Here is a 16,448-nt window from a genome sequence, read left to right as displayed (position 1 = left end):
GAGCCGGTCCGGCGCGTACGGGGGCGGGCCGGGTCGGGTCAGACCGCCTCGAAGGGCTCCGGGTAGCGGCAGAGCCCGCGCGGACCGCCGTCGTAGGCCGGCAGGGCGAGGGTCTGGAAGTAGGCCTCCGGCACCTCGAACGGGCCGGTGACCTCGTGCCGGCCCGCCGGCGCGAAGCCGAACCTGCCGTAGTAGTCCGGATCGCCGAGGACGACGACGAGCTTCTCCGCCGCCTCCTCCGCGGCCGTCAGCGCGGCCCGGACGACCAGCTCGCCGACGCCCTTGCGCTGCCACTCCGGGGCGACCGCGACGGGCGCGAGCGCCAGGCCCCGGCCGTCGCCGACCGCCAGCCGGGTGAGCAGCGCGTGGCCGACCACCAGCCCGGCCTCGTCCACCGCCACCACGGACAGCTCGGGCAGCCAGGCGGGGTCGCGGCGCAGCGCGTCCACCAGATCGGCCTCGTCGGGGCCGGGGAAGGCCGCCATGTGGACCCGTCTGGTGGCGGGTGCGTCCTCGGGACACTCGATTCTGGTGGTGACCTTCATGGGGGGAGCCTCTCTCCGTCGCACACCGTTGTGGACCGGCCCCGGACGGCGGGTGCGCCGTCCGGGGCCGTGAAAGATTAGCCGATTGGGCGTCAGGCCTGGGGCTGGGCCTCGGGCTTGGCCTCGGAGGACTTGGCGTCCTCGCGGACCTTCGGCTGGGCGTCGACGCCGGCCTCGCGACGCTGCGCCGGGGTGATCGGGGTCGGGGCACCGGTCAGCGGGTCACCACCGGTGGACGTCTTCGGGAACGCGATGACGTCGCGGATGGTGTCGTACCCGCCCAGCAGCGTGACGACGCGGTCCAGGCCGAAGGCGACACCGCCGTGCGGCGGCGGGCCGTAGTTGAAGGCGTCCAGCAGGAAGCCGAACTGCGAGGCCGCCTCCTCCTCGGAGAGGCCGATCGCGTCGAACGCCCGCTTCTGCACGTCCCGCTGGTGGATACGGATCGAACCGCCGCCCAGCTCCGAGCCGTTGAGGACCAGGTCGTAGGCGTTGGAGAGCGCCGAACCCGGGTCGGTGTCGAAGGTGGCGAGCGACTCGGCGGTCGGGGCGGTGAACGGGTGGTGCACCGCGTGCCAGCCCTGGAACTCGCCCTTGTCGTCCTCGATCGGCTCGAACATCGGGAAGTCGACGACCCAGAGGAAGGCCCAGCGGGACTCGTCGATCAGCTCGCAGCGGCGGCCGATCTCCAGACGGGCGGCGCCGAGCAGCTCCTGCGAGGGGCGCTCCTTGCCGGCCGCGAAGAAGATCGCGTCACCGTTCTTGGCCCCGGCGGCGGCGGCCAGGCCGGCCAGGTGCTCCTCGGAGAGGTTCTTGGCGACCGGGCCGCGCAGCTCGCCGGTCTCGGCGTCGATCAGCACGTAGGCGAGGCCCCGGGCGCCGCGCGCCTTGGCCCAGTCCTGCCAGGCGTCGAGCTGCTTGCGCGGCTGCGAGGCACCGCCGGGCATGACCACGGCGCCGACGTACGGGGCCTGGAACACGCGGAACGAGGTGCCCTTGAAGTACTCGGTGAGGTCCGTGAGCTCCTGGCCGAAGCGGACGTCCGGCTTGTCCGAGCCGTAGCGGCCCATCGCGTCCGCGTAGCTCATCCGGGGCAGCGGGTTGGGGATCTCGTACCCGTGCACGTCGCGCCAGATCGCGCCGATGATCTTCTCGCCGAGGGCCAGGATGTCCTCCTGGTCGACGAAGGAGGCCTCGATGTCCAGCTGGGTGAACTCCGGCTGGCGGTCGGCGCGGAAGTCCTCGTCGCGGAAGCAGCGCGCGATCTGGTAGTACCGCTCCATGCCGGCCACCATCAGCAGCTGCTTGAACAGCTGGGGCGACTGCGGCAGCGCGTACCAGTGGCCGGGCTGCAGGCGGACCGGGACGAGGAAGTCGCGGGCGCCCTCGGGGGTGGAGCGGGTGAGGTACGGCGTCTCGATGTCGAGGTAGTCGTTCTCCTCCATCACCCGGCGGATGATGTTGCTCACCTTGGAGCGCAGGCGCAGGCCCTTGGCCGGGCCCTCGCGGCGCAGGTCCAGGTAGCGGTAGCGGAGGCGGACCTCCTCGTTGACCGTACCGGGCTCGTACTCGGCGACCGGGAAGGGCAGCGGGGCGGCCTCGGAGAGCACCTCGATCTCGCTGACCACGACCTCGACGGCGCCGGTCGGGATGTCCGGGTTCTCGTTGCCCTCGGGCCGCACGCGGACGTCGCCGACGACCTTGACGCAGTACTCGGCACGCAGGCCGTGCACCGAGTCGAGGTCGCGGACCACGATCTGCACGGTGCCGGAGGCGTCCCGCAGGTCGATGAAGGCCACGCCGCCGTGGTCTCGGCGGCGGGCGACCCAGCCGGCCAGGGTGACGGTGGTGCCTGCGTGCTCCGGGCGGAGCGTGCCCGCGTCGTGCGTGCGGATCACAGCTGCTTCTCCTTCAGGGTGGTGACGAGAGCGTCGAGGGCGACGGGGTTCTGCTCGCCGGTGGTCATGTCCTTGAGCTGGACGACGCCGTCGGCGAGGTCCCGGTCACCGGCGAGCACGGCGAAGCGGGCGCCGGAACGGTCCGCGGACTTCATCGCGTTCTTGATGCCCTTGACGCCGAAGGCGAGGTCGGTGGCGACGCCCGCGCGGCGCAGTTCGACCACCTTGGCGAAGAGGACGTTCTTGGCCTGGTCGCTGAGCGCGACGGCGTAGACGGAGGTGGCGGCCGGCAGGTCGAGGACGACGCCCTCGGCCTCCATCGCCAGGTAGCTGCGGTCCACCCCGAGGGCCCAGCCGACGGACGGCAGCGCGGGGCCGCCGATCATCTCGGAGAGCCCGTCGTAGCGGCCGCCGCCGCCGATCGCGGACTGCGCGCCGAGGCCGTTGTGGACGAACTCGAAGGTGGTACGGGTGTAGTAGTCCAGGCCGCGGACCAGCTTGGGGTCGTCGGTGAAGGCCACCCCGTTGGCGGTCAGCAGCTCGCGGACCTTCTCGTCGTAGGCCTTGCACTCCTCGCAGAGGAAGTCGCGCAGCATCGGCGCGCCGCCGAGCTGGGCCTGCACCGACTCGCGCTTGTCGTCCAGCACGCGCAGCGGGTTGATCTCGGCCCGGCGGCGGGTGTCGTCGTCCAGGTCGAGGCCGGCCAGGAACTCCACCAGCGCGGCCCGGTAGACCGGGCGGCACTGCTTGTCGCCGAGGCTGTTGAGCAGCAGCGAGTAGTCGCGCAGGCCCAGCGAGCGGAAGGCGTCGTCGGCCAGGATGATCAGCTCGGCGTCCAGCGCCGGGTCCTCGGCGCCGATCGCCTCGGCGCCGACCTGCGAGAACTGGCGGTAGCGGCCCTTCTGCGCCCGCTCGTAGCGGTAGTAGGAGCCGGAGTACCAGAGCTTGACCGGCAGGTTGCCCTGCTTGTGCAGGTTGGCCTGGAGCGCGGCGCGCAGCACCGAGGCGGTGCCCTCGGGGCGCAGCGCGAGCTCGTCGCCGCCCTTGGTGGTGAGGTTGTACATCTCCTTGCTGACGATGTCGGTGGACTCGCCGACGCCGCGGGAGAAGAGCTTCACGTCCTCGAAGACCGGGGTCTCGATGTAGCCGTAGCCGGCCCGGCGGGCCGGCGCGGCGATCCGCTCGCGGATCGCCAGGAAGGTCGCGGAGCTGGGGGGCAGCAGGTCGTAGGTGCCCTTGGGGGCGGTGAAGGTGCTCAACTTCTCTTCCGTCACATTCCTCGTCGCGGGAAGGCCGGAGCGCCGAGCGCTCCCGCCGCCTGTCGGAGGTAGGGGTTGGTGGCGCGCTCGCGGCCGATGGTGGTCTGTCCGCCGTGGCCGGAGAGGACCACGGTCGCGTCGTCGAGGGGCAGGCACACCCGGGCCAGCGACCGCAGGATCGCGTCGCCGTCCCCGCCCGGGAGGTCCGTGCGCCCGATGGAGCCGGCGAAGAGCAGGTCGCCCGAGAACAGCACCGGGGGGAGGTCCTCGGCGCCGGGCGTCCGGAACGTCACCGACCCCTTGGTATGGCCGGGCGCGTGGTCGACGGTGAGCTTCAGGCCGGCCAGCTCCAGCACGCTGCCGTCGGTGAGCTCGCGCACGTCGTCGGGCTCGCCGACGGTGAGCTCGCCCATCAGCTGGGTGCCGAGCGAGCGGCCGAGCGCCTTCTCCGGGTCGGCCATCATGTAGCGGTCCTCGGGGTGGATCCAGGCCGGGACGCCGCGCGCGCCGCAGACCGGGACCACCGAGGCGACGTGGTCGATGTGGCCGTGGGTGAGGACCACCGCGACCGGCTTCAGCCGGTGCTCGCGGACCAGCTCCTCCACGCCGCGGGCGGCCTGGTGGCCCGGGTCCACGATGACGCACTCCTCGCCGGCGGCCGGTGCGACCAGGTAGCAGTTGGTGCCCCAGGCTCCAGCGGGGAATCCGGCGATGAACAACGCGCGTCCTTCGTGATTCGGGTCGGCCGTGGCGGCTGCGGGATGCGGCTACACGATGAGATGTAACGGAAGCCTACCGGCGCTCCGGGTCCGGTTGCGAACCAGATAGGCGGGACAGGCTCGCTCCGTCCCGACGGGTTCACCGGGTTCTTACAGCCGCGGTCCCTACACTTGGCCGCCGATGGATGCGATGATCCGCTCCAGCATCCGCACACGATCCCTCCTCGCCCCCGGGCCGGAGGGGCCGGACAGCCCCCAGTACGACAGCACCCATGTAGGAGACACGGCCGGTGGTCAGCAGCGAACAGCGGCGGCGGCAGCTCGCCCGCGAGAAGTACGAGCGCCAGGCGCAGCGCCGGGCCGAGATGCACGCCGCGCGCCGGCGTCGCAACACGATCCTCGGCAGCGCGCTCGCCGTGGTGGTGCTGGCGGGCGGCGGTGTCCTGGTGGGCACGGGTGCCTTCACCTCGGACGACAAGAAGGACACCGCGGCGGCGCCGCCGACCGCGCCGACCGCCACCGACGAGCCCACCACCCCGACCCGCACGCCGGTCGAGGGCTGCGCCGACCCGGCGCCGGGCGCGCCGAACGGCAAGCAGTGGAAGGCCGAGCCGGCCATGAGCGTCGACGCCGCCGGCACGTACACGGCGACGCTGGACACCAACTGCGGCAAGGTGACGCTCTCGCTGGACGCGGCCAAGGCGCCGCACACGGTGAACTCCTTCGCCTTCCTGGCCGGCGAGCAGTACTTCGACCACACCAAGTGCCACCGGCTGACCACCGGCGGCATCTTCGTGCTGCAGTGCGGCGACCCGACCGCCAGCGCGACCAACCCGGGCGGCACCGGCGGTCCCGGCTACAAGTTCGCCGACGAGAACCTGACCGGCGCGACGTACCCGGCGGGCACCCTGGCGATGGCCAACTCCGGCCCGGGCACCAACGGGAGCCAGTTCTTCCTGGTCTACAAGGACACCCAGCTCGGCCCGAACTACACCCCGTTCGGCAAGATCACCGGCGGTCTGGACGTGCTCCAGAAGATCGCCGCCGCAGGCACCCTGGAGGGCGGGACGGACGGTCACCCGATGGCCGACGTCACCCTCAACTCGGTGACCGCCGCGAAGGGTTGACCGGCACCGGGACCGCCCCGCGGACGCCCCCGCGGCGCCCCGGCGCGGTCCCGGCCCGAAATCGCCCGGCCCGGATGCGGACAGCACCGGTCCTGGTCGCCTATGTTGGCGTTGTGTAGGGTGCCCAGACCCGCCGGCCGTCACCCTCGGCAGCAAAGCACGGCGGACGGGACGGCGGGCCCATCGGTCCGCCGCACATCAACTGTGGACGACGTACGCGTCCCGCTCCGGCGCGGGCGCGACGTCATGTGGAGGACGCGCTATGAGCAGCGACCCGTGGGGCCGTGTCGACGAGCAGGGCACGGTCTACGTCAGGACGGCCGACGGCGAACGCGTCGTGGGTTCCTGGCAGGCCGGCTCGCCCGAGGAGGCTCTCGCCTACTTCGAGCGCAAGTACCAGGGCATCGAGGTGGAGATCGGCCTGCTGGAGAAGCGGGTGCGCACCACCGACCTGGCCGCCAAGGACGCCCAGACCGCGCTGGACCACCTGCGCGCGCAGGTGACCGAGGGGCACGCGGTCGGCGACCTGGACGCGCTGGCCAAGCGGCTGGACGCGCTCGCCGGTGATATCGAGAGCCGCCGCGAGGAGCGCAAGGCGGCCCGCGCCAAGGCCCAGGACGAGACCCGTACGGCCAAGGAGGAGCTGGTCGCCGAGGCCGAGCGGCTCGCCGAGTCCACCCAGTGGCGGGAGGCCGGGGACCGGCTGCGCGCGCTGGTGGACACCTGGAAGGGCCTGCCCCGGCTGGACCGCAAGAGCGACGACGAGCTGTGGCACCGGTTCTCGCACGCCCGCTCGGTCTTCTCGAAGCACCGCAAGGCCCACTTCGCGACCCTGGACGCCGAGCGCGACCAGGCCCGGGCCACCAAGGAGCGGTTGGTCAGCGAGGCCGAGGCGCTCTCCTCCTCCACCGAGTGGGGCGAGACCGCGGCCAGCTACCGCGACCTGATGGCGCGCTGGAAGGCCGCCGGGCGCGCCCAGCGGGACATCGAGGACGAGCTGTGGGCGCGCTTCCGCGGCGCCCAGGACGTCTTCTTCCAGGCCCGGTCCGCGGTGTTCAGCGAGCGCGACGCCGAGCAGGTCGGCAACCAGAAGCTCAAGGAGGCGCTGGCGGCCGAGGCCGAGGCGATCCTGCCGATCACCGACCTGAAGGCCGCCAAGGCCGCCCTGCGGGACGTCAACGAGCGCTGGGAGGCGATCGGGCACGTGCCGCGCGACGCCCGCCCGAAGCTGGACGCCCGGCTGAACACCGTCGAGCGGGCGATCCGCGAGGCCGAGGACAGCGAGTGGAAGCGCTCGAACCCGGAGGCCAAGGCCCGCGCCGCCGGCATGGTCGGCCTCTTCGAGGCCAAGGCCGAGAAGATCCAGGCCGACCTGGACAAGGCCCGTGCCGCCGGCAACGCGAGCAAGGTCGCCAAGCTGGAGTCCGAGCTGGCGGGTGTGCGGACCCTGCTGGAGCAGGCGCACCGCAGCCAGGAGGAGTTCAGCGGCTGATCCGCCGCCCTCCGGACCTGACGAAGGGCCCCACCGCCGAGGCGGTGGGGCCCTTCGCCGTACCCGCTACTTGCGGGCCGAGGTGACCCGGTAGACGTCGTAGACGCCCTCCACGCCGCGGACCGCCTTCAGGACGTGGCCGAGGTGCTTCGGGTCGCCCATCTCGAAGGTGAAGCGGCTCATCGCCACCCGGTCGCGGGAGGTCTGCACCGCCGCCGACAGGATGTTGACGTGCTGGTCGGAGAGGACCCGGGTGACGTCCGAGAGCAGCCGGGAGCGGTCCAGCGCCTCGACCTGGATGGCCACCAGGAAGACGGACGACTGGGTGGCCGCCCACTCGACCTCGATCATCCGCTCGGGCTGCTGGCTGAGCGCCTCCACGTTGACGCAGTCGGCGCGGTGCACCGAGACGCCGTTGCCGCGGGTGACGAAGCCGACGATCGGGTCGCCCGGCACCGGGGTGCAGCAGCGCGACAGCTTGACCCAGACGTCCTCGACGCCCTTGACGATGACGCCCGGATCGCCCTTGGCCCGGCGGCGCACCGCCCGGCGGTTGTCGTGCGTCGGCGTGGCCGTCTCGGCCAGGTCCTCGGTGGCACCCTCCTCGCCGCCGAGCGCCTGCACCAGCTTCTGCACGATGTTCTGCGCGGCGACGTGGCCCTCGCCGATCGCCGCGTACAGCGAGGAGATGTCCGGGTAGCGCATCTCGTGGGCCAGGGTGACCAGCGAGTCGCCGGTCAGGATCCGCTGGATCGGCAGGCCCTGCTTGCGCATCGCCCGGGCGATGGCCTCCTTGCCGTGCTCGATCGCCTCCTCGCGGCGCTCCTTGGAGAACCAGGCGCGGATCTTGTTGCGGGCGCGCGGGGACTTGACGAAGCCCAGCCAGTCCCGGGAGGGGCCGGCGTTCTCCGCCTTGGAGGTGAAGACCTCGACGCTGTCGCCGTTCTCCAGGGTCGACTCCAGCGGCACCAGCCGCCCGTTGACCCGCGCCCCTATGCAGCGGTACCCGACCTCGGTGTGGACGGCGAAGGCGAAGTCCACCGGGGTGGCGCCGGCCGGCAGCGCTATCACGTCGCCCTTGGGCGTGAAGACGAAGACCTCGTTGTTGGAGAGGTCGAAGCGCAGCGACTCCAGGAACTCGCTCGGGTCCTCGGTCTCCTTCTGCCAGTCCAGCAGCTGCCGCAGCCAGGCCATCTCGTTGACGGCGCCGGCCTTGTCGTCCTTGCGGGTCTGGGTGGGGGTGTCGGTGCGGACCTTGGAGGCGCCGGCCACCGCGCGCTGCTTGTACTTCCAGTGCGCGGCGATGCCGTACTCGGCCCGGCGGTGCATGTCGAAGGTGCGGATCTGCAGCTCGACCGGCTTGCCCCCGGGACCGATCACCGTGGTGTGCAGCGACTGGTACATGTTGAACTTGGGCATCGCGATGTAGTCCTTGAACCGCCCCGGCACCGGGTTCCACCGCGCGTGGATGGTGCCCAGCGCCGCGTAGCAGTCGCGGACGGTGTCGACCAGGACCCGGATGCCCACCAGGTCGTAGATCTCGGCGAAGTCCCGGCCCCGGACGATCATCTTCTGGTAGACCGAGTAGTAGTGCTTCGGCCGGCCGGTGACGGACGCGGTGATCCGGGCGCCGCGCAGGTCGCCCTGGACCTGGTCGATGACGGTGGCGAGGTACTCGTCCCGCTTGGGGGCGCGTTCGGCGACCAGGCGCACGATCTCGTCGTACATCTTGGGGTAGAGGATCGCGAAGGCGAGGTCCTCCAGCTCCCACTTGATGGTGTTCATGCCCAGCCGGTGCGCCAGCGGGGCGTAGATCTCCAGCGTCTCGCGGGCCTTCTTCTCCTGCTTCTCCCGCTTGAGGTAGCGCATGGTACGCATGTTGTGCAGCCGGTCGGCGAGCTTGATCACCAGGACGCGCGGGTCCTTGGCCATCGCGACGACCATCTTGCGGACGGTCTCGGCCTGCGCGGCCTCGCCGAACTTCACCCGGTCCAGCTTGGTGACGCCGTCGACCAGCAGGGCCACCGAGTCGCCGAAGTCCTTGCGCAGGGTCTCCAGGCCGTAGTCGGTGTCCTCGACGGTGTCGTGCAGCAGGCCGGCCATCAGGGTCGCGGCGTCCATGCCCAGCTCGGCCAGGATGGTCGCCACCGCCAGCGGGTGGGTGATGTACGGGTCGCCGCTCTTGCGCTTCTGCCCGCGGTGCCACTTCTCCGCGACGGCGTACGCCTTCTCGATGTCCCGCAGCAGGACCGGGTCGGCCTTGGGGTCGTTGGCCCGGATCGAGCGGAACAGCGGCTCCAGGACGGGGTTGAGCACGCTGGAGCGCTGGCCGCCGAGGCGGGCCAGCCGGGCGCGCATGCCCCCGGAGGAGGACGGACGGCTTGCGGGAGCCACCGGGCGGGAGGAGGTCGGCGCCGGGCGTGCCGGGGTGGCCCCCGAGGGCGTGGGACGGTTTTCGGGGGCGGCCGCTTCGGCCGTGGGCACAACCTCGTCGGGCAAGGACACTCCTCGGGGCACCGGGCCGGCCCCTCGTGCGGCTCGCACCATCACGCACAACCGGGAGGGGATGAACCTTCATGGTACCGAGCCCGGCGCTCCCGTGTTCAGCCGGTCGGCCCCGGACACGCGGAGGGCGGCGGTCGGATGATCCGACCGCCGCCCTCCGTCCGTTCGTCGGACGCTTCCCTCAGACCGTGACCAGCGTCTCCAGCGGCGCGCCGCCCAGGTGCCCGGCCAGCCGCTCCCGGCCGTCCAGGAAGCCCAGCTCCATCAGCACCACGACGCCCACCAGCTCGGCGCCGGCCTCCTTGACCAGGTCCAGCGAGGCACCGATCGTCCCGCCGGTGGCCAGCACGTCGTCCACCACCAGCACCCGCTCACCGGGTGCGAAGGCGTCGCACTGCACCTCCAGCGTCGCCGAGCCATACTCCAGCTCGTACGAGCGCCGGAACACCTCGCCGGGCAGCTTGCCCTCCTTGCGGATCGGCACGAAGCCGAGGCCGGCCGCGAAGGCCGCCGGGGCCGCCAGCACGAAGCCGCGCGCCTCCAGGCCCACCACCTTGGTCGCACCGAGGGCCGTCGCCCGCTCCGCCAGCGCCCGGGTGAGGGCCGCGAAGGCCTCGGCGTCGGCGAGCAGCGGTGCGATGTCCTTGAACAGCACACCGGGCTTCGGGTAGTCCGGAACGTCCCGGATCCGGCTGTTCAGCAGCTCGGCCAGGGCGGTGTCGGCGGTGGTCACGGAAGAGTCCTCACGGTCGGTCGGGCGTCAGCGCTTGGTGGACGGACGGCCCTTGGCACGCGAGGTGCCGGCCGCCCGGCCGCGCTGACCGACCATACCCGCCGGCAGGTCGCCGTCGGCGATCTCCTCGCCCTCCGGGGCCTCGCCGCGCGCCTCCGCGGCGGCGTTCCTGGCCTCCGCGGCCCGCCGCTGGGCGACCCGCTTGGCCAGCGCCTTCATCTCCGGCTGCTCCTCCTTGAGCTGCGCGAGCAGCGGGGTGGCGACGCAGATCGAGGAGTAGGCACCGGCGGCGAGACCGATGAACAGGGCCAGCGAGATGTCGTTCAGCGTGCCGGCGCCCAGGAGGCCGCCACCGATGAACAGCAGCGCCGCCACCGGGAGCAGGGCGACCACCGTGGTGTTCAGCGAGCGGACCAGGGTCTGGTTGAGGCCCGCGTTGGCCGCCTCGCTGTAGGTGATCTTGTTCTGCTTGGTGAGCCCCTTCGCGTTCTCCTTCACGGTGTCGAAGACGACGACCGTGTCGTAGAGCGAGTACCCGAGGATCGTCAGGAAGCCGATCACCGTACCGGGGGTGACCTCGAAGCCCACCAGGGCGTACACCCCGATGGTGATCAGGAGGTCGTGGATGAGGGCGACCAGGGCGGCCACCGCCATCCGCCACTCGAAGGCGATCGCCAGGTAGACCGTCACCAGGACCATGAAGATGATCAGGCCGGTGAGGGCCTTGCTGGAGATCTGCTCACCCCAGCTGGGGCCGATCACCTGGGTGTCGATCTCCGCGATCGGGACGCTGAGCTCCTTGGACAGCTTGTCGGTGAAGACCGCCGAGGAGACCTGGTCCTCGGAGCTGACCTGGATGCGGATCTTCTTGCCGTCGTCCACGGACTGCACCAGCGGGTGCGAGTGGACGATCTTGTCCACCACGTCCTGCGTCTGCGAGATGGTCAGCCCCGGCTTGGCGACGGTGTAGACCGAGCCGCCCTTGAACTCGATGCCGAGTTTCAGGCCCATGGCCAGGCCGACGGCGGCGACCAGCACGATCACGCCGGAGATGCTGTACCAGAGCTTGCGGCGGCCGACGAAGTCGAAGCTGACCTCGCCCTGGTAGAGCCGGTGACCCAGATTGGAGAAGCGCGACACGGTGTCAGGCCTCCTTCACGGCGGCAGAGGAGGAGGAGCTGCGACGACGGGTGCTGCGCAGCGGCGGGCGGGCGCCCAGGCGCTTCGGGTCCAGGCCCGACCACGGGTGACCGTCGGAGAAGAACTTCCGGCGGGCCAGCAGGGTGATCAGCGGCTTGGTGAACAGGAAGATCACCACGACGTCGAGCGCGGTGGTCAGGCCCAGCGTGAACGCGAAGCCCTGCACCTTGCCGACCGAGACCAGGTAGAGCACCGCGGCGCAGAGGAAGGACACGAAGTCCGACACCAGGATGGTGCGCCGGGCGCGCGGCCAGGCCCGCTGGACCGCCGGGCGCAGCGGGGCGCCCTCGCGGACCTCGTCGCGGATGCGCTCGAAGTAGACGATGAAGGAGTCCGCGGTGATACCGATCGCGACGATCGCGCCGCAGACGGCCGGCAGGTTCAGCGCGAAGCCGATCCCCGCGCCGAGCAGGCTCATGATCGAGTAGGTCAGGATCGCCGAGACGATCAGACCCGCGATCGAGACCAGGCCGAGGCCGCGGTAGTAGACCAGCGAGTAGAGGACCACCAGCACCATGCCGATGAGGCCGGCGACCAGGCCCGCCTTCAGCTGGTCGCCGCCGAGCTGCGGCGAGACGGTGGTGACGTCGTCCGTGGTGAACTCCAGCGGCAGCGCGCCGAAGCTCAGCACGTTGGCGAGGTTCTGCGCCTCCGCCTGGCTGAAGCTGCCGGAGATCACGGCCGAGCCGCCGGGGATGGCGTTGCGCACGTACGGGTGGGAGACGACCTGCCCGTCCAGCACGATGGCGAACTGGTTGGTCGGGTCCGGCTGGGCGGCGAGCTTGCCGGTGACGTCGGTGAAGGCATCGGTGCCCCGGCCGTTGAACTGCAGCGCGACCTGCCAGCCGGCACCCTGCTGGGTGTCGATGGTGGCCTGCGCCTTGGAGACGTCGGCGCCCTTCACCGCGACCGGGCCGAGGGCGAGCTTGTAGAAGATCCCGCGCTCGTCCTTCTGGGTGCAGGCGACGGTCGGCTGACCCTCGGACTTCTGCAGGTTCTTGCGCTGCTCGGGCTTGGAGCAGTCGACGGCGGCGAACTCGGCGGCCAGCTCCGGCGGCACGGTGCCCGTGGTCATCGCGGCGGAGAGGTCCGGGTTGACCGGCGCGGTGGGCGCGGGAGCGCTCGGGGTCGCGGCGGCGGGCGCGCTCGGAGCGGTGCTCGCGCTGCCGGTGGCGGCCGGGCTCGGGCTGGCGTCGGCGGCGAGCGCCTCACCGACGGCGCGGCCCTGCTTGGTCGCGCTGGCGCTGGGGGCGCCGGCGGACGCGGCGGGCGTGCCGGTGGCCGAGGGGGTCGCGCTCGGGGCGGCGCTGCCGCTCGCCGAGGGGGACGCGCTCGGGGCCGGGGCCTGGACACCGCTCGGGGCGAGGGCGAGGACGGGGCGGAAGTAGAGCTGCGCGGTGGTGCCGACCTGGTCGACCGCGCTCTGCTTGTCACCACCCTTGGGGATGTTGACGATGATGTTCCGGTCGCCCTGGGTCTGGACCTCCGCCTCGGAGACGCCCATCCCGTTGACCCGCTGCTCGATGATCCCGGTGGCGATGTCCATGTTGGACTTGTTGATCGCCTTGGGGTCGGTCGACTTCGCGCTCAAGGTGATGCTGGTACCGCCGGCGAGGTCGATACCCAGGCGGGGCTTGGTGTGGCCCGTCCCGAACATGAGGGCGACCAGTCCGACGGTGACCACCAGGATGAGGGCCAGAGCCCGCCCCGGGTAACCGTCGCGCGGGCGCGACTTGGGTGTTGCCACCTTGCTCGTTTCTCCCTGTCCATGCCACCTCCCCTACCGGACCCCCGTCCGGCTCGTGGCGGACGGGGGCATGGCGGATCTGCGGCCCTGAGATCCTGTGGGCTCGCGGCACTACTGACTGCGCCGCGCGGCCGGGCGGGTGCCCGGCCGTACTACTTGGTCGCGGGACCAGCGCCCTCGACGTCGCCCTTGTCGGCGCTGTCCTTGGTGAGCGTCAGCGGCTTGTCCTCGACCGGCTCGACGTCGGCGTCCTCGGCCTCCGGCTCGGACAGCTCGTCCACGGCGGGGCGACCGTTGATGATCGCGTCGTACTCCTGCGGGTCCAGGACCGCCGCCACCGCGCTCTTGGTGAAGTGGGTGACCACGCCGGGCGCGATCTCCAGCTCGACGGTCTCCTCGTTGACCGCCTTCACCTGGGCGTACAGGCCGCCGATGGTGCGCACTCCCGCCCCGGGCTCCAGCGCGGTCTGCATGCTCGCCTGCTGCTGCTGGCGCTTCTTCTGCGACCGGAACATGAGCACGATCGCGATGATCGGGAGGAGAAGGATGATGAGGTTCACTGCAGCCAGGGTCCTTTACGGGCCGCCGGCCGGCGGCCTGTGTGGTAATGGTCGGCCCGTCAGGTGAGAGGGGCGGTCCGGCGGAGTCTAGGCGACCCCGAACTGATCGGACAACGCCAAGCATCGCATCCTGCCGCCGAAAGTGGCGAGCCTGCGCCTGCACAGATTCCCCGGACTTCTCCCCCGGCTTCTCCGCGCGGACCTGCTCAGGCGTCCGCGCGCCCCGATCGCCCCGGTGTCACCCGTTCAGCCCTCGTCCGCCGGGAAAAGTTCCGACTGGGCCGGTACCGCGCCCCTGGTGGTCTGAACCGGCGGGGTCAGGCCGAGGTGCTGCCAGGCGGCGGCGGTGGCGATCCGGCCGCGCGGGGTCCGGGCCAGCAGGCCCTCGCGGACCAGGAACGGCTCGGCGACCTCCTCGACCGTCTCGGACTCCTCACCCACCGCGACCGCCAGGGTCGACAGGCCGACCGGTCCGCCGCCGAACAGCCGCAGCAGCGCGTCCAGCACCGCGCGGTCCAGCCGGTCCAGACCGCGGGCGTCCACCTCGTAGACGTCCAGCGCCCGGGCGGCGATCTCCGGGGTGACCACCCCGTCGTGCCGGACCTGCGCGAAGTCGCGGACCCGGCGCAGCAGCCGGTTGGCGATCCGCGGGGTGCCCCGGGAGCGGCCGGCGATCTCGGCGGCGCCGGCCGGGTCGATCTCGACGTCCAGCAGGGCGGCCGAGCGGTGCACCACCCGCTCCAGCTCGGCGGGCGCGTAGAACTCCATGTGGCCGGTGAAGCCGAACCGGTCGCGCAGCGGCGGCGGCAGCAGCCCGGCCCGGGTGGTCGCGCCGACCAGCGTGAACGGCGGCAGCTCCAGCGGGATGGCGGTGGCGCCCGGGCCCTTGCCGACGATCACGTCGACCCGGAAGTCCTCCATCGCCATGTAGAGCATCTCCTCCGCCGGCCGGGACATCCGGTGGATCTCGTCCAGGAAGAGCACCTCGCCCTCGGAGAGCGAGGAGAGGATCGCGGCCAGGTCGCCGGCGTGCTGGATGGCCGGGCCCGAGGTGATCCGGATCGGGGCGCCCAGCTCGGCCGCGATGATCATGGAAAGGGTGGTCTTGCCGAGCCCGGGCGGACCGCTGAGCAGCACGTGGTCCGGCGCGGTCCCGCGCTGCCGGGCGGCCTGCAGCACCAGGGACAGCTGCTCGCGCACCCGCTCCTGGCCGATGAACTCGTCCAGCTGCTTGGGGCGCAGCGCCGCCTCGACCGCCTGGTCCTCGCCGTCGGCGGCGGCCGTCACCAGCCGGTCGGCCGGGTCGGAGTCGTACGGGCTCATCGGTGCGGGCTCCAATGTCGACAAGGTGACAGATGGTCGGTTCGGTGGAGGGTGGCGGCCGACGCGGCGTCAGCGCGTCCGGTTGAGGGTCCGCAGCGCGGCCCTGAGCAGCGCGCCCACATCGGTGACGGCCTGCGCCTCGGCCTCGGGGGCGACGGCGGTGACCGCCTCGTCCGCCTCGCGCGGCGCGTAGCCGAGGCCGACCAGGGCGGCGTGCAGCTGCTCGCTCCACGGCGCGGGCCCCGCGGCGATCGGCTTCTGGGCCGGGACGCTGCCGTGCGGGGCGCCCAGCTTGTCCTTGTACTCCAAGAGCAGCTTGGCGGCCTTCGCCTTGCCGATACCGGGGACGGCGATCAGCGCCTTCTCGTTCCCGGCGGCGACGGCGGCGCGCAGCTCGTCCGGGCTGTGCACGCCGAGCATGGCCTGGGCCAGGCGCGGCCCGACACCGGGCGCGGCCTGGAGGATCTCGAAGACGGCCCGCTCGTCGTCGTCGGCGAAGCCGTACAGCGTGAGCGAGTCCTCCCGGACGACCAGCGAGGTGGCGAGCCGGGCCGGCTCCCCGAGACGCAGGCCGGCCGCGGTCGCCGGGGTGCACTGGACGGCCATGCCGACGCCGCCGACCTCGACGACGACGGTGCCGCCGCTGACGGCGGCCACCGGCCCTTGGACGAAGGCGATCATCGAGCGGCTCCTCGGGGGGATCGTGCGGAGTACGGGGCCCGGGCGGCGGGCGCGGCCGCGCCGGGTGCGGTCCTGGCGGGCGCCGCCTTGGCGAGCGCCGCGGCGATCCGGTCGCTCGCGCCGCCGCGCCAGATGTGGCAGATGGCCAGCGCCAGCGCGTCGGCGGCGTCGGCCGGCTTGGGCGGGGCGTCCAGCCGCAGCAGCCGCTGCACCATGGCGGTGACCTGGGCCTTGTCGGCCCGGCCGGAGCCGGTGACGGCGGCCTTCACCTCGCTGGGGGTGTGCAGGGTGACGGGGATGCCGCGCCGGGTGGCGCAGAGCATCGCGACCGCGCTGGCCTGCGCGGTGCCCATCACGGTGCGGACGTTGTGCTGGGCGAAGACCCGCTCGACCGCGACCAGGTCGGGCCGGTGCTCGTCGAGCCAGCTCTCGATGCCCTGCTCGACCAGCAGCAGCCGGGGCCCGATGTCCGCCTCGGCGGGCGTGCGCACCACCCCGACGCCGACCATCCTCAGCGGCCGGCCCGGCGCGCCGTCGACCACCCCGATCCCGCACCTGGTCAGCCCCGGGTCCACACCCAGTACCCGCACCTCGACCCCGCCTCTCCGAAACGCCGCTCGCCGTGGCGACCTGCGAAGGCTACCGCCAGGGTCGGACAG

Annotated in this window: 14 protein-coding genes; 2 read left to right on the top strand and 12 right to left on the bottom strand. The window is 72.2% G+C overall.

The genetic code is table 11. The features are described 5' to 3' along the window. Positions 1-38: 38 nt before the first annotated feature. The 4 genes from ACFWA9_RS12760 to ACFWA9_RS12745 all read right to left on the bottom strand — a co-directional run bounded on the left by ACFWA9_RS12760 (position 39) and on the right by ACFWA9_RS12745 (position 4,421). Positions 39-545, bottom strand: a complete 507-nt coding sequence (locus ACFWA9_RS12760) for an N-acetyltransferase (RefSeq protein WP_329486807.1) — start codon at positions 543-545, stop codon at positions 39-41. Positions 546-637: 92 nt separating this feature from the next. Further along, positions 638-2,443, bottom strand: a complete 1,806-nt coding sequence (gene aspS, locus ACFWA9_RS12755) for an aspartate--tRNA ligase (RefSeq protein ID WP_380386250.1) — start codon at positions 2,441-2,443, stop codon at positions 638-640. Beyond that, positions 2,440-3,702 (bottom strand): histidine--tRNA ligase, encoded by a 1,263-nt coding sequence (hisS, locus tag ACFWA9_RS12750; RefSeq protein ID WP_329486809.1) that lies wholly within the window; start codon positions 3,700-3,702, stop codon positions 2,440-2,442. The genes aspS and hisS overlap by 4 nt, the downstream gene beginning before the upstream one ends. An 11-nt stretch (positions 3,703-3,713) precedes the next feature. Beyond that, positions 3,714-4,421, bottom strand: a complete 708-nt coding sequence (locus tag ACFWA9_RS12745; protein ID WP_329486810.1) for an MBL fold metallo-hydrolase — start codon at positions 4,419-4,421, stop codon at positions 3,714-3,716. A 290-nt stretch (positions 4,422-4,711) separates the two neighbouring features. Here ACFWA9_RS12745 and ACFWA9_RS12740 point away from each other — a divergent pair, with 290 nt between their 5' ends. Together ACFWA9_RS12740 and ACFWA9_RS12735 are read left to right on the top strand one after the other, a co-directional pair. Further along, positions 4,712-5,548, top strand: coding sequence for a peptidylprolyl isomerase (locus ACFWA9_RS12740; protein WP_380386246.1), 837 nt, complete (start codon positions 4,712-4,714; stop codon positions 5,546-5,548). Positions 5,549-5,810: 262 nt separating this feature from the next. Beyond that, entirely contained in the window at positions 5,811-7,040 is a 1,230-nt protein-coding gene (locus ACFWA9_RS12735; RefSeq protein ID WP_352293285.1) for a DUF349 domain-containing protein, read from the top strand. A 66-nt stretch (positions 7,041-7,106) separates the two neighbouring features. On the opposite strand, the gene ACFWA9_RS12730 is transcribed toward ACFWA9_RS12735, so the two are convergent. The 8 genes from ACFWA9_RS12730 to ruvC form a co-directional block, all read right to left on the bottom strand. Next, a complete protein-coding gene (locus ACFWA9_RS12730; protein WP_380386243.1) occupies positions 7,107-9,587 on the bottom strand; it encodes a RelA/SpoT family protein in 2,481 nt (826 codons plus the stop codon). A gap of 139 nt (positions 9,588-9,726) precedes the next feature. Further along, positions 9,727-10,278 (bottom strand): adenine phosphoribosyltransferase, encoded by a 552-nt coding sequence (locus tag ACFWA9_RS12725; RefSeq protein WP_329486814.1) that lies wholly within the window; start codon positions 10,276-10,278, stop codon positions 9,727-9,729. A 27-nt stretch (positions 10,279-10,305) separates the two neighbouring features. After that, the gene (gene secF, locus ACFWA9_RS12720) at positions 10,306-11,418 is read right to left on the bottom strand and encodes a protein translocase subunit SecF (protein ID WP_380386240.1); all 1,113 of its coding nucleotides are present in this window, start codon (positions 11,416-11,418) and stop codon (positions 10,306-10,308) included. Between the two features lie 4 nt (positions 11,419-11,422). After that, entirely contained in the window at positions 11,423-13,225 is a 1,803-nt protein-coding gene (secD, locus tag ACFWA9_RS12715; RefSeq protein ID WP_380386237.1) for a protein translocase subunit SecD, read from the bottom strand. Between the two features lie 152 nt (positions 13,226-13,377). After that, the gene (gene yajC, locus ACFWA9_RS12710) at positions 13,378-13,785 is read right to left on the bottom strand and encodes a preprotein translocase subunit YajC (RefSeq protein WP_329486816.1); all 408 of its coding nucleotides are present in this window, start codon (positions 13,783-13,785) and stop codon (positions 13,378-13,380) included. Positions 13,786-14,031: 246 nt separating this feature from the next. Beyond that, on the bottom strand, positions 14,032-15,108 hold the full coding sequence (gene ruvB / locus ACFWA9_RS12705) for a Holliday junction branch migration DNA helicase RuvB (protein WP_329486817.1): 1,077 nt from the start codon (positions 15,106-15,108) through the stop codon (positions 14,032-14,034). A gap of 69 nt (positions 15,109-15,177) precedes the next feature. Then, positions 15,178-15,789 (bottom strand): Holliday junction branch migration protein RuvA, encoded by a 612-nt coding sequence (gene ruvA / locus ACFWA9_RS12700; protein WP_329486818.1) that lies wholly within the window; start codon positions 15,787-15,789, stop codon positions 15,178-15,180. Then, positions 15,786-16,379, bottom strand: a complete 594-nt coding sequence (gene ruvC / locus ACFWA9_RS12695; RefSeq protein ID WP_329486819.1) for a crossover junction endodeoxyribonuclease RuvC — start codon at positions 16,377-16,379, stop codon at positions 15,786-15,788. The genes ruvA and ruvC overlap by 4 nt, the downstream gene beginning before the upstream one ends. Positions 16,380-16,448: the final 69 nt, after the last annotated feature.

It is taken from the genome of Kitasatospora sp. NPDC059973, assembly GCF_042737525.1.
Classification (GTDB): domain Bacteria; phylum Actinomycetota; class Actinomycetes; order Streptomycetales; family Streptomycetaceae; genus Kitasatospora.
Note: the sequence above shows the minus strand (reverse complement) of the source record. Positions and strands in the feature narration are given on the sequence as shown.

Excerpts from the sequence above, each read along its gene's own strand:
- ACFWA9_RS12760 (WP_329486807.1), bottom strand. The coding sequence starts at position 545 with ATGAAGGTCACCACCAGAATCGAGTGTCCCGAGGACGCACCCGCCACC.
- ACFWA9_RS12735 (WP_352293285.1), top strand. The coding sequence starts at position 5,811 with ATGAGCAGCGACCCGTGGGGCCGTGTCGACGAGCAGGGCACGGTCTAC.
- ACFWA9_RS12730 (WP_380386243.1), bottom strand. The coding sequence starts at position 9,587 with ATGGTGCGAGCCGCACGAGGGGCCGGCCCGGTGCCCCGAGGAGTGTCC.
- ruvB (WP_329486817.1), bottom strand. The coding sequence starts at position 15,108 with ATGAGCCCGTACGACTCCGACCCGGCCGACCGGCTGGTGACGGCCGCC.
- ruvA (WP_329486818.1), bottom strand. The coding sequence starts at position 15,789 with ATGATCGCCTTCGTCCAAGGGCCGGTGGCCGCCGTCAGCGGCGGCACC.